Consider the following 12,835-nt stretch of genomic DNA (forward strand, 5'->3'; position numbering starts at 1 on the left):
TCAGGGAAAACGCAGCGCGTCAGGGCCGAGGGGCGGTACGAGTCCCTCGGCCGCCGCGCGCGTCAGCAGCCCGCGCACGGCCGCGTAACCGTCCTCGCCGAGTCCCGCGGTGAACTCGTTGACGTACAGGCCGATGTGCTGGTCGGCGACGGCCGGGTCCATCTCCTGGGCGTGCTCCATGACGTACGGCCGGGACGCCTCGGGGTCGTCCCAGGCGGCCCGCACGGACGTGCGGATGGAGTCGGCCAGCAGCCGCAGCTTCTGCTCGCCGAGCGACCGCTTGGCGATGATCGCGCCCAGCGGGATCGGCAGCCCGGTGGTGTGCTCCCAGTGCTCGCCCATGTCGGCGAGCTTGTGCAGCCCGTACTCGCCGTAGGTGAACCGTGCCTCGTGGATCACGAGCCCCGCGTCGACCTTCCCGTCCCGTACGGCCGGCATGATCTCGTGGAACGGCATGACGACGATCTCGCCGACCCCACCGTCCAGGGTGTCCGCGGCCCACAGCCGGAACAGCAGGTAGGCGGTGGACTTCTCACTGGGCACGGCGACGGTGCGGCCGGCCAGGTCGACATCGGCCTCCCGTGTCAGCACCAGCGGCCCGCAGCCCCGCCCCAGCGCGCCCCCGCACGGCAGCAGGGCGTAGTCGTCGAGGACGTAGGGCAGCACGGCGTACGACACCTTCAGCACGTCGAACTCGCCGCGCTCGGCCATGCCGTTAGTGATGTCGATGTCGGCGAACGTCACGTCGAGGGCGGGCGCGCCCGGGACCCGGTCATGGGCCAGCGCGTCGAAGACGAACGTGTCGTTCGGGCAGGGCGAGTAGGCGATCTGCAGCTGCTCAGCGGTCATGCCGGTTCCAACCCTCCAGTACGGGCGTGAGCTTCCCGAACCCCTCGGTCAAGGCTGCCAGGGCGTCGGCGATGCGCCACGCGGCGCGGTCACGCGGCCCCACGGGATTGGAGACCGCCCGGATCTCCAGCACGGGCACGCCGTGCGCGGCGGCGGCCTCGGCGACGCCGAAGCCCTCCATGGCCTCGGCGAGGGCAGTGGGGTGCCGCTCTCGCAGCGCGGCGGCCCGGGTGGCCGTGCCGGTCACGGTCGACACGGTGAGCACGGCCCCGGTGCGGGCCCCGGTGGCCTCGGCGACCCGCCGCACGAGACCCGGCGGCGGCTCGTGCCGCACGGTCCCGAACCCGAGCTCGGTGACCGGCACGAAACCGTCCGCGGTCTCGGCCCCCAGATCGGCGGCGACGATCCCGTCGGCGACGACCAGCGACCCCACGGGCGCCCCGGGCTGGAACCCGCCGCCGATCCCGGCGGACACGACGAGACCGTAGGGCTCACCGCGCAGCTCGGCGGCGGTGAGAGCCGAGGCCACAGAGGCCGCGGCACGCGCTGGCCCCACGCCCGCGGCGATCACATCGGTCCTGCCGTGGGCACCGCCGGCAGTGCCGAGCGCCGCTTCATCGGACGCCGGGGGCAACGCCCCAAGACCCGCAGCCACCGCGTCCCTCTCCACAGGAACGGCGGCGGCCACGAGAACCGGGCCAAGCCCAGCGGCAGCGATCAGGCGTCCTTCTTCAGCTTGAAGTTCCAGAGCCCGGACGGGTCCTTGTCGCCCTCCTTGATGGACACCAGCGTCGAGTTGCCCTGCGCGCCGTACTGGGCGTTGAAGAACACGCTGCCCGGAATCGTGCGGTAGGTCTTCGTGCTGGAGTCGGTCAGCGGCTGACCGTTCATCAGGATCGTCCAGCCCTCATCGGCGATCTCGGGGTCCACCCCGAAACGCACCGTCTCGTCGGGGTCGACGGAGATGCTCTTGATGCCCTTGTCCTTCAGGCACCCGGCGAGATCGGACGGCTTCAGGGCGTCGCCCTCGCCGCCGCAGGTGGCCTCGGAGTTCACCGAGTCGCTGCCCACGGTGACCGTGGCCATCGGCGTCGGCTTGTCACAGGCCGACAGGACGAGCAGTCCGGCGGATACGACGCCGGCGACGGCGACGGCGCGGCGGCGTCGCACAACGGATTGCAACGTGTTCATGGGCGAAGGCTATCGGGCCCGCGCGGCGGACCGCCCACGCGGGGTACGGCTCCCCGGGAGATCCATCGGAAGGGCGCCGGACGGGCCCCTGGGGCCCGTCTTTCGGATCATGCCGGTGTCACGGGGATCGGGTCGGCCGAAAGGCAGTCGCTCTCGGCCCAACTGATCCGGACGACAGGCCCTACGCCACACGCGCCCGGCCCGTGCCGCCACGCCGGGCCGAGTCGATCAGCCCCCGTACGGTCGTCAGCCACCCGATGCCGACGATCACGGCGCCCACCGCCAGCCCTGCCGTGCCGTTGAGCGGCATCGCGATGCCGATGGCGCCGCCCAGCACCCAGGACATCTGCAACAGGGTCTCGGAGCGGGCGAAGGCCGACGTACGGACGAGTTCCGGCACGTCCCGCTGGATCAGCGCGTCCAGCGACAGCTTCGCCAGGGCCTGTGCGAACCCGGCGATCGCCGCCAGGCCTGCCACCATGACCGCCCCGAAGAACACCGCCGCCGTGATCGCCGCCCCCGCCACGCCCGCCACGACCGTCACGATGATGACCTCCGGCGCCCGGGACCGCAGCCACGCCCCGACGGCCGTACCCAGCGCGTTGCCCACGCCCGCCGACACACCCACTATCCCCAGGGACACGGCGGCGCTCTGCCCGGAGACCGGGTGCTCGCGCAGCAGGAACGCCAGGAAGAAGATCAGGAACCCGGTCAGACAGCGGATGGCGGCGTTGGCGGCGAGGGCGTGGGTGACGGCCGGGCCGACCGTGCGCAGCCCCGGGCGCTTGACCGGCTGCCGGTGCGGCCCGTGCAGGTGTTGCTCGTCCGCCGCCAGCAGGGCACGGTCCTCGCCTTTGGCGGAGTCGACTTTCGGCGGCAGCCTGAACGACAGGAACGTTCCCACAACGAAGATCACGAAGGCGCCGATGAGGGGCCAGCGCGGTCCGATCTGCTGGAGGCCGGCGCCGACCGGCGCGGCGATGCCGGTGGCGAGGAGCCCGCCGAGGGTGACGCGCGAATTGGCCTTCACCAGAGAGAAACGCGGTGGCAGCAGCCGTGGCACGACGGCGCTTCTGACCACCCCGTACGCCTTCGAGGCGACGAGGACGCCGAGTGCCGCCGGGTACAGCTCGATGCTGCCGCTGACGACCGCGCCGGACAGGACGAGCGCGAGCAGCGCCCGGGCGAGCATCGCGCAGGCCATCGCCGCGCGGCGGCCGTGCGGGACGCGGTCGAGGAGGGGGCCGACCACCGGCGCGAGGAGGGTGAAGGGCGCCATGGTGATGGCGAGGTACAGCGCGACCCGGCCCCGGGCCTCGTCGGTCGGCACGGAGAAGAACACGGTCGACGCGAGGGCGACGGTGATCATCATGTCTCCGGCGCCGTTCACCCCGTGCAGTTCGATCAGCTTGCCGAGGCCGGACTCACCCGCGCCGTGCGCGTGAGTCGCCTTGCGGATGCCGCGGGCCGTGCCGGTCACCGGGAAATGCAGGGCACGGCCGACCTTGCGGAGGGAGCCGCCCACACGGCCCGGTCCGCCCGGTCGGATGCCTCCCTTGACCCCTTTCGACCCACCGGTCCCGGTGGCGCCCGGGGGTGTCTTCGCGGCTGCCACGACGTCATAGTGCCCCGATAAGGGCGTGGGTAGTGCCATTACCGCTTGTATAGGGCCTGTGGGGTGATCCCCTGGGCGGCGGCCCGCGGGTCCGGTGGGCGGCGCAACAGGACCGTCGGTGTACGCGAAGTGGGGCGGAAGGGTAGCGTGCGTATCTCAGCCATCCCGCAAAATGGATGAAGGACGTCGACGCGGTCCCCCGGTCCGCTCCGTCCGCCCCTGTGCCGGGAGTGGCGCACTCGTGAGACGGCGTATGGAGAGAAGCGATACCTGTGAGCGCAGCGACAACGCGAAGCCGCACCCCTGACCGTCTGTGCGCCGAGGCCGTCGACCTCGCACGCGCCGCAGCCGAGGAGGCCGCCGCGCCCGGAATCGTCGGGGAGCACGTGGGGCTGGTCTCCGAGGGGGACCGCGTTGTCACCCACTTCTTCGAATGCCGGGAGCTCGGCTACCGGGGCTGGCGCTGGGCGGTGACGGTGGCCCGGGCCTCCCGGGCGAAGATCGTCACGGTGGACGAGGCGGCGCTGCTGCCGGGCCCGGACGCCGTGCTGGCGCCCGAGTGGGTGCCGTGGAGCGAGCGGCTGCGCCCGGGCGACATGGGGCCGGGCGACCTGCTTCCCACCGACGCCGAGGACCTGCGGCTGGAGCCGGGTTACTCGGGCGAGGACGAGTCGGCGCCGACGGTGCCCGTGTCGCACGAGATGGCCGACCTGGTCGAGGCGGAGGACGCGGACCTCACCACCGGCTCCGCGACCGGCTTCACGGTGGCACCCTCCCGCGGTTCGATCCCGGCGGTCGCCGAGGAGCTGGGCATGCGCCGGGCCCGCGTCCTGTCCCGCTACGGCCTGCACAGCGCGGCCGACCGCTGGGAGGAGGCGTTCGGCCCGAAGACCCCCATGGCCCAGTCGGCCCCCGCGGCCTGCGTCAGCTGCGGCTTCCTCGTCCCCATCGGCGGCTCGCTCGGGCAGGCCTTCGGCGCCTGCGCCAACGAGTTCTCCCCGGCCGACGGCCGACTGGTCTCCCTCGCCTACGGCTGCGGCGGCCACTCCGAGGCCGCCGTCATGCCCCGGCCGCCCCAGCCGCCCGCCCCGGTCATCGACGAGACCCGCGTCGACCCGTTCCCGCTGAGGCCCGCCCCCGACTCCGGCTCGGTGACCCCGACCGCCGACGTGGACACGGAGGAACTGGGGCACTCGTAGCGGCAGGACCACCCCCTCCGCCGCACCGCCCGCCCCGGCCCGCGCCGGGCGGGCGCACGCCGTCCGCTCCCCAAGCGGTACCTTCTCCTCACGTCCACGAGGAGAAGGAACGGAACGTGAGCAGCAAGTTCGTGCGGCCCGCCGCCGAGGGGGCCGATCCGTTCGGTACCGCCCGTCTGCGGCGCGGTGTCCTCGACGCCTGGGCCACCAGCCCCGCCCGGTTCCGTGAGGACGCCAACGCCGAGGAGGACCTGGTCCTCGGCGGCTACCGGGACCGGCTCGTCGTGGAACTCGCCCAGAACGCCGCCGACGCGGCCGCCCGGGCCGGAGTACCGGGCCGGCTGCGGCTCACCCTGCGCGACGGCGTGCTCGTCGCCGCCAACACCGGCGCCCCGCTGGACGCGGCCGGCGTCGAGTCGCTGTCCACGCTGCGGGCGTCGGCCAAGCGGGACACCGGCGACACGTCCTCCGTGGGGCGGTTCGGGGTCGGCTTCGCCGCCGTGCTCTCCGTCACCGACGAACCCGCCGTCGTCGGCCGGCACGGCGGTGTGCGGTGGTCGCTGGCCGAGGCCAGGGCACTGGCCGCCGAGACCGCCCGGCACAGCCCCGGCCTCGGCGACGAGGTCCGGCGGCGCGACGGCCACGTCCCCCTGCTGCGGCTGCCGTACGCCGCCGAGGGCACCGCACCCGCCCCCTACGACACCGCCGTCATCCTGCCGCTGCGCGACACCCCGGCCGCAGACCTCGCCGAGCGCCTCCTGCGGGCCGTCGACGACGCCCTGCTGCTCACCCTGCCCGGACTCGAAGAGCTGGTCGTCGAGATCGACGGGGAGAGCCCGCGGACCCTCACCCGCCGTACCGACGGTGCCTTCACCGTCGTCGACGACTCCGCCCACGGCGTCACCCACTGGCGCACCGCCGCCGCCCAGGGGCCCCTCACCCCCGACCTGCTCGCCGACCGGCCCGTCGAGGAGCGGCTGCGGCCCCACTGGTCCGTGACCTGGGCGGTGCCCGTGGACAGCGACGGCAGTCCGGCCCGGCCCCGCACCAACGCCGTCGTGCACGCCCCCACCCCGAGCGACGAACCGCTCGGCGTCCCGGCCCTGCTCATCGCCTCGTTCCCGCTGGACTCCACCCGCCGGCACGCCGCCCCCGGCCCGCTCACCGACTTCCTCGTCCAGCGCGCGGCCGACGCCTACGCCGAACTCCTCGGTGACTGGCGGCCGGTGACCGGCGGGATCATCGACCTCGTGCCGGGCCCGCTCGGCAAGGGCGAACTGGACGGCGCCCTGCGCCAGGCCATCCTCCAGCGGCTGCCGCGGACCTCCTTCCTGCCGCCCGCGCTCCCGCCCCGCGAGGACGACGAGCTGCCGGAAGCCCTCAGGCCGCGCGACGCCGAGGTCGTCGAGGGCGCGGGCGCCGACACCGTTCGGGTGCTCGCCGAGGTGCTTCCCACCCTGCTGCCCGCCGGACTGGAGCGCCGCGCCGAACTGCGGACCCTGGGCGTCGCCCGCGTCCCGCTGGCCGACGCGATCGACCGGCTGGCCGGCTTGGAGAAGGAACCGGTCTGGTGGCGTCGGCTCTACGACAGCCTGGCCGGGATCGACCCGGACCGCCTCTCGGGGCTCCCGGTGCCGCTCGCCGACCGACGTACGGCCATCGGGCCCCGCCAGATCCTGCTGCCGGGCGCGGAAGCCGCCCGGATCGACCCCGAGGTGCTGGCCCGGCTCGGCCTGAAGGTCGCCCACCCCGACGCCGCCCACCCGATCCTGGAGAAGCTCGGCGCCCTGCCCGCGACACCCCGGGCGATCCTCACCACCCCGCAGGTCCGGGTCGCCGTCGCCGCGTCCCTGGACGACGAGGGCGGCGTGAACTGGGAGGAGGACTCCCTCGACGCCGACGAACTGGCCGACACCGTGCTCGCGCTGGTGCGGGACGCCGGCCTGGAGCCCGGCGACGAGCCCTGGCTGGGTGCGCTCGCCCTGCCCGACGAGGACGGCGAACCGGCCCCGGCCTGCGAACTCGTCTTCCCCGGCGGGCCCTTCGCCCAGGTCATGCGCGAGGGTGAACTCGCGGCGGTGGACGCGGAACTGGCCGAGAAGTGGGGCGAGCAGCCGCTCGCCGCCTGCGGGGTCCTGGTGGACTTCGCGCTCGTCCGCGCCACAGACGTCGTCCTCGACCCGGATGAACTCGAGCCCCGCGAGAGCGACTTCGCCGAACCCGACGACGCGGGCCTGCTGGACGCCGTCGACGTCTGGTGCGAGGACGTCCTCGACCGCTTCCCGGACAGCCCGGTCCCGCCGGTCGCCACCGAGATCGTCGCCGTACGGGACCTGGACCTCGTGGACGAGGACAAGTGGGCGCAGGCGCTGGCGCTGCTGTCCCGGCCGCCGCTCAGGGACGCGATCGTGCAACCCGTGCGGATCCTGCTGCCGGACGGGACCCATGAGGTCGTCCGCCCGTACACCGCCTGGTGGCTGCGCGGGAACCCGGTGCTCGACGGCCGCCGCCCGGCCGGCCTGAGGGCCGCCGGCGGCGACCCGCTGCTGCGCGGGCTCTACGACGAGGCCGACGCCACCGGCTTTGAGGACGAGCAGGTGCTGCGGGCGCTCGGCGTGCGGACGTCCGTCGCCGCGCTGCTGGACGAGCCCGGCGGAGCCGCCGAACTGCTGGACCGGCTCGCCGACCCCGAGCGCGAGGTGACGGGCGCTCAGCTGCACGCCCTGTACGGGGCGTTGGCCGATCTGGACCCCGAGCAGGTGACCCTCCCGGACGACCTGCGGGCCGTCGTCGACGGCCGGGTTGAGGTCGTGGACGCGGCCGACGCCGTGGTGTGCGACTCGCCCGACCTGCTGCCGTTCACCGAGGGCGTCCCGCTGCTCCCCGTACGCCCGTCACGTGCCGCCGGCCTGGCCGAGCTGTTCCAGGTGCGGCGGCTGAGCGAGTCGGTCACCGGGGAGGTCACCTCCGAGGGCACCGAGCACGAGGTGCCCGAGCCGGTGCGGGTGCTGCTCGGGCGGCTGACCCCGGCCTCCTACGTCGAGCACGAGGAACTCGTCGTCGACGGCGTGGAGATGGACTGGCGGCTCACCGACGACGGCGTCCTGCACGCCGCCACCCTGGAGGGCGTCGCCGCGGGTCTCGCCTGGGCGGCGGGACAGTGGCCGCGGCGGTTCGAGGTGGCGGCCCTGCTGGAGGACCCGTCCCGCACGGACGAACTGGCCCGGGACCGGTGGTTCGACTGAGCGGGCGGTGTCGTAAGGCCGGTGCGGCGCACCGCTGGGGCGGCGTACGGCACTTGGTGAAAACTCCCGCACAAACTTTTCACCTGCCGTACAACCATGCGCATCGCTGAACTATCTGATCACGTGAGTCAACAGACTCCACGATCACTTGGGCCCCGAGAGCCGACGACGAGCGCCGGGGCCCCTCTCCACCTGGAGAACGCATGCGTATCCGAGCCACCGTGGCCGCCGTCACCGGCGCCCTGGCCCTTTCCGCCTTTGCTGTGCCCGCCGCGCAGGCGGACAATCACGCGCCGAACCTGGCGTCGCTGGTGCCGTCCACCTCGAAGGCCACGCCGTTCACCGCCGCCGCTCCGGCGGACGAGTCCCTGGGCGACACCAAGATCACGGGTGTGACCGTCAACGGCGGCAAGAACATCGTGGTCGGCACGACCGTCAAGAAGTCCTTCACCGTCTCCGTGACGGCCACCGACCCGGAGGGCATCCAGGACGCCTTCGCGATGCTGTGGCACGGCCCGGACGCCGAGAACGCCGACGGTGCGATCGCTCCGGAGAACCTGGACGACGAGCAGGTCGGCAACTGCACCAACTCCAGCGCGACCACCGCCACGTGCAAGGTCACGCTGATCGCCGACCCGAACGAGAACATCTACAGCAACATCCTGGCGGGCACCTGGAAGGTGTGGGCCGGTGCCGCCGGCAACGATGGCGACTACGTGATCCGCGAGGCCTACAAGACGGCCAAGGTCCAGCGGGCCTCCAAGCTCACCGTCAACGCCTCGCCGGAGCCCGTGAAGAAGGGCAGGACCATCACGGTCACCGGCAAGCTGTCCCGTGCCAACTGGGACGACAACAAGTACCACGGTTACACCAACCAGTCGGTGAAGCTCCAGTTCCGCAAGAAGGGCAGCGACACCTACACCACCCTCAAGACCATCACGTCCAACAGCACGGGCGAGCTGAAGACCACCGTCACGGCCTCGACGGACGGCTACTTCCGCTACTCCTTCGCGGGCACCACGACCACCCCGGCGGTCAACGCCACGGGTGACTTCGTCGACGTGCAGTAAGCGCCCCAGCGGCTACGACACCGCCGGTCCCGGAATCATGACGGGACCGGCGGTGTCGTCCCCACGGCGTTCCTCTGCCACGCGCGTCAAACGTTGCGGATGAGACGGCAAAAGCCGGGGGCACTTCAGGGGCGCGGGGAACTGCGCGAACGGCCACACACGGCTCGCGGACGAAACGCGGCAGTTATTCTCACCGTACGAGCCGAGCGCTAAGCGGGAAAGCGGCGGTCCACCCACCTCCACAGGACTTCCAGGGCGGCCGCCGCCACCGCCGCGATGCCGACGGCAGTCCACGGCATCGTCACTCCCACCAGCTTCAGCGCGAAGAAGTGCTGCAGCCACGGCACGACCAGCACCACCAGGAACGCCCCGCCCATCGAGGCGACCAGGGCGATCCGCCACCACGTGTACGGGCGGGCGATGATCGCCAGCACCCACATCGAGACCAGGAACAGCGTGAGCGTCGCCGCGCTGGTCTCCGCGTCCAGCGCCCCCGAACCCGTGTAGTGCTCCCGGGCGAGCAGATACGTCGCGAAGGTCGCCACCGCCGCCACGCCCCCGCCCGGGATCGCGTACCGCATGACCCGCCGCACGAAGTTCGGCTTCGCGCGCTCCTTGTTGGGCGCGAGCGCCAGGAAGAACGCCGGGATGCCGATGGTCAGCGTCGACAGCAGGGTCAGGTGGCGGGGCAGGAACGGGTATTCCACCTGCGAGCACACCACCAGCACGGCCAGCAGCACCGAGTAGACCGTCTTGACGAGGAACAGCGTCGCCACCCGCGTGATGTTGCCGATGACCCGGCGCCCCTCGGCGACCACCGACGGCAGCGTCGCGAAGCTGTTGTTCAGCAGCACGATCTGTGCCACCGCCCGGGTCGCCTCCGAGCCGGAGCCCATCGCCACCCCGATGTCGGCGTCCTTCAGGGCGAGGACGTCGTTCACCCCGTCGCCCGTCATGGCGACCGTGTGCCCGCGGGACTGCAGCGCGCCCACCATGTTCCGCTTCTGCTGCGGGGTGACCCGCCCGAACACCGTGGCGTCGTCGAGGGCGTCGGCCATGTCCGCCTGCTCGGCGGGCAGCCGCCGCGCGTCCACGGTGGTGCCCGACAGGCCGAGCTTGGCGGCGACCGCGCCGACCGACACCGCGTTGTCGCCGGAGATGACCTTGGCCCGGACGTTCTGGTCGGCGAAGTAGCGCAGGGTGTCGGCGGCGTCCGGCCGCAGCCGCTGCTCCAGCACGACGAGCGCGGTGGGCCTCGCGCCCTTCGCCACCTCGGGATCGTCCAGGTCCCGCGCGACGCGGGCGAGCAGCAGCACCCTGAGGCCCTGCTCGTTGAGCCGGCCGGTCTCGGCGAGGGCCGGATCGTCCTCGGCCAGCAGCACGTCGGGCGCGCCCAGCAGCCACCGGCCGGACCGCCCGTCGCCCTCGCTGAACGCGGCGCCGCTGTACTTGCGGGCGGAGGAGAACGGCAGGGCCTCGGTGCAGCGCCAGCCCTCCACGCCCGGGTAGGCGTCGATGATCGCCTTCAGGGAGGCGTTGGGCCGCGGGTCCGACGCGCCGAGCGCGCCGAGCACCTTCCGTACATAGGTCTCGTCGGCGCCCTGGAGGGGGCGCAGCTCGGTGACGTCCATGCCGCCCTCGGTGAGGGTCCCGGTCTTGTCGAGGCAGACCGTGTCGACCCGGGCCAGTCCCTCGATCGCGGGCAGCTCCTGCACCAGGCACTGCTTGCGGCCGAGCCGGATCACGCCGATGGCGAAGGCGACCGAGGTGAGCAGGACGAGGCCCTCGGGGACCATCGGGACGATGCCGCCGACCGTGCGCGCGACGGAGTCGTCGAAGGCGTTCTCCTTCACGACCAGCTGGCTGACGACCAGCCCGATCGCGGTCGGGACCATCATCCATGTGACGTACTTGAGGATGGTGGAGATGCCCGAGCGCAGCTCGGACTGGACGAGGGTGAAGCGGGAGGCCTCCTCGGCGAGCTGGGCGGCGTAGGCCTCACGGCCGACCTTCGTCGCCTGGAAGACCCCGCCGCCCGCCACCACGAAGCTGCCCGACATGACGTGGTCGCCGGGGTGCTTGACGACCGGGTCCGCCTCACCGGTGAGCAGCGACTCGTCGATCTCCAGCCCGTCCGCCTCGACGCAGACACCGTCGACGACGACCTTGTCCCCGGGCCCGATCTCGATCAAATCGTCCAGCACGATCTCGGAGGTGCCGATCTGCCCGGCCGTCCCGTCGCGGCGCACGGTCGGGCGGACCTCGCCGATCAGCGCGAGCGAGTCCAGTGTCTTCTTGGCCCGCCACTCCTGCACGATGCCGATGCCGGTGTTCGCGAGGATCACGAATCCGAACAGGCTGTCCTGGATGGGCGCGACCACCAGCATGATCAACCACAGCACGCCGATGATCGCGTTGAAGCGGGTGAAGACGTTCGCGCGGACGATGTCGACGGTGGACCGGCTGCTGCGCACCGGGACGTCGTTGACCTGTCCGCGCTCCACCCGTTCGGCGACCTGAGCTCCGGTCAGGCCGGTCTCGCGGGAGGTGACCGTCGCCGGCCGTGCGGAGTCGGGGCGGGCACCCGCGTCGAGATGCGTCATGCATTCGACGGTACGTGCGGTTTTGCCGCTTCACCCGCTGAATGCGGTGAAGATCCGACTTGGGGTGGACGGACTCCGCGCCGTGGTCGTACGGCAGTTGTCTGCCGTGGGACCACGGTGCCACGCCCCGTCGTCAGTCCGCCCGGCGCGCCGTGAGGAGCAGGTACTCCCACTCCAGGGCGGTCCCGCCCGGGCCCGTGCCCAGGTCGCCGTCGCGGGCGAGGTCCACCAGGGCGGCGTCGAGGGCCGCGGCGCGTTCGGGTGCGCCGGCGATGTTCTTGTAGACGCTGATGGTGGGGCCGTAGCGCTCCTTGAAGTAGTCACGGAAGGCCTCGGGGGTCTCGAAGCGGTCGACGCGGACCGTGCGGCGCTCGGCGCGGACGTCCGTGACCCGGTCGCCGAGCAGGGCGCGGACATGGTCCTCGTCACCCCACAGCGGCGGGGGCTTGGCTCCGGGCGGGGGCGGCGGCGCGTACGGCTTCATCGCGGCGAACATCCGGCCGATGAAGCCCTGCGGCGTCCAGTTGAGCAACCCGATGGTGCCGCCCGGGCGGCAGACCCGGACGAGTTCGTCGGCGGCCTGCTGGTGGTGTGGGGCGAACATGACGCCGACGCAGGACAGCACGGTGTCGAACTCCGCGTCACGGAACGGCAGGGCCTCGGCGTCGGCCTCCTGCCAGGCGAGCCGCGCACCCTGCTTCTCGGCCACCCGACGGCCGGCCTCGAAGAGTTCCGGGGTCAGGTCGGAGGCGACCACGTCAGCGCCGGCCAGGGCCGCCGGGATCGCGGCGTTGCCGGAGCCGGCACCCACGTCCAGCACCCGCTGTCCGGACCGCACCCCGCACGCCTCGACCAGGATCGCGCCCAGCTCGGGTATGACCTCGGCGGCCAGGGAGGGGTAGTCGCCCTGGGCCCACATCGCCCGGTGCTTGGACTTCAGGGCGCGGTCGGCCTCGGCCACGCTGTTCTGCATCGTCATCACTGCGCTCCTCACCGGTCGGGCGGCGGTTCCGCGCCGACGGTTTTCGAGCGTTTCGCCGCCTTATACGAGCGTAGGGAGGGG

Annotated in this window: 9 protein-coding genes; 3 read left to right on the top strand and 6 right to left on the bottom strand. The window is 72.6% G+C overall.

What is annotated here, in order from left to right:
* From ACIQU3_RS13325 to ACIQU3_RS13340, 4 genes are all read right to left on the bottom strand, one after another.
* A complete protein-coding gene (locus ACIQU3_RS13325) occupies nucleotides 1-849 on the bottom strand; it encodes a 1,4-dihydroxy-6-naphthoate synthase (RefSeq protein WP_403740151.1) in 849 nt (282 codons plus the stop codon).
* The gene (locus tag ACIQU3_RS13330) at nucleotides 839-1,504 is read right to left on the bottom strand and encodes a futalosine hydrolase (RefSeq protein WP_403924895.1); all 666 of its coding nucleotides are present in this window, start codon (nucleotides 1,502-1,504) and stop codon (nucleotides 839-841) included. The genes ACIQU3_RS13325 and ACIQU3_RS13330 overlap by 11 nt, the downstream gene beginning before the upstream one ends.
* A 62-nt stretch (nucleotides 1,505-1,566) precedes the next feature.
* Complete coding sequence (locus tag ACIQU3_RS13335; protein ID WP_170320984.1) at nucleotides 1,567-2,040, bottom strand: DUF2771 domain-containing protein; 474 nt, start codon at nucleotides 2,038-2,040, stop codon at nucleotides 1,567-1,569.
* A gap of 181 nt (nucleotides 2,041-2,221) precedes the next feature.
* Nucleotides 2,222-3,655, bottom strand: a complete 1,434-nt coding sequence (locus tag ACIQU3_RS13340) for an MFS transporter (RefSeq protein ID WP_403740155.1) — start codon at nucleotides 3,653-3,655, stop codon at nucleotides 2,222-2,224.
* A gap of 272 nt (nucleotides 3,656-3,927) precedes the next feature.
* Here ACIQU3_RS13340 and ACIQU3_RS13345 point away from each other — a divergent pair, with 272 nt between their 5' ends.
* From ACIQU3_RS13345 to ACIQU3_RS13355, 3 genes are all read left to right on the top strand, one after another.
* A complete protein-coding gene (locus ACIQU3_RS13345; RefSeq protein WP_403740158.1) occupies nucleotides 3,928-4,854 on the top strand; it encodes a DUF3027 domain-containing protein in 927 nt (308 codons plus the stop codon).
* Between the two features lie 116 nt (nucleotides 4,855-4,970).
* A complete protein-coding gene (locus tag ACIQU3_RS13350; RefSeq protein WP_403924898.1) occupies nucleotides 4,971-8,099 on the top strand; it encodes a sacsin N-terminal ATP-binding-like domain-containing protein in 3,129 nt (1,042 codons plus the stop codon).
* 203 nt (nucleotides 8,100-8,302) lie between these two features.
* Nucleotides 8,303-9,169 carry a DUF5707 domain-containing protein gene (locus ACIQU3_RS13355; RefSeq protein ID WP_403740165.1) on the top strand — a complete coding sequence of 289 codons (867 nt, stop codon included), beginning with the start codon at nucleotides 8,303-8,305 and terminating at the stop codon, nucleotides 9,167-9,169.
* 209 nt (nucleotides 9,170-9,378) lie between these two features.
* Here ACIQU3_RS13355 and ACIQU3_RS13360 read toward each other — a convergent pair whose 3' ends face one another.
* Nucleotides 9,379-11,772 carry an HAD-IC family P-type ATPase gene (locus ACIQU3_RS13360; protein WP_403740168.1) on the bottom strand — a complete coding sequence of 798 codons (2,394 nt, stop codon included), beginning with the start codon at nucleotides 11,770-11,772 and terminating at the stop codon, nucleotides 9,379-9,381.
* A gap of 133 nt (nucleotides 11,773-11,905) precedes the next feature.
* Entirely contained in the window at nucleotides 11,906-12,751 is an 846-nt protein-coding gene (locus ACIQU3_RS13365; RefSeq protein WP_403740173.1) for a class I SAM-dependent methyltransferase, read from the bottom strand.
* Nucleotides 12,752-12,835 lie beyond the last annotated feature (84 nt).

It is taken from the genome of Streptomyces sp. NPDC101110, from assembly GCF_044759525.1.
Taxonomy (GTDB): domain Bacteria; phylum Actinomycetota; class Actinomycetes; order Streptomycetales; family Streptomycetaceae; genus Streptomyces.

Bases quoted from the DNA above. Each gene is read 5' to 3' on its own strand.
- ACIQU3_RS13325 (WP_403740151.1), bottom strand. From the start codon at position 849: ATGACCGCTGAGCAGCTGCAGATCGCCTACTCGCCCTGCCCGAACGAC.
- ACIQU3_RS13335 (WP_170320984.1), bottom strand. From the start codon at position 2,040: ATGAACACGTTGCAATCCGTTGTGCGACGCCGCCGCGCCGTCGCCGTC.
- ACIQU3_RS13355 (WP_403740165.1), top strand. From the start codon at position 8,303: ATGCGTATCCGAGCCACCGTGGCCGCCGTCACCGGCGCCCTGGCCCTT.
- ACIQU3_RS13360 (WP_403740168.1), bottom strand. From the start codon at position 11,772: ATGACGCATCTCGACGCGGGTGCCCGCCCCGACTCCGCACGGCCGGCG.
- ACIQU3_RS13365 (WP_403740173.1), bottom strand. From the start codon at position 12,751: ATGACGATGCAGAACAGCGTGGCCGAGGCCGACCGCGCCCTGAAGTCC.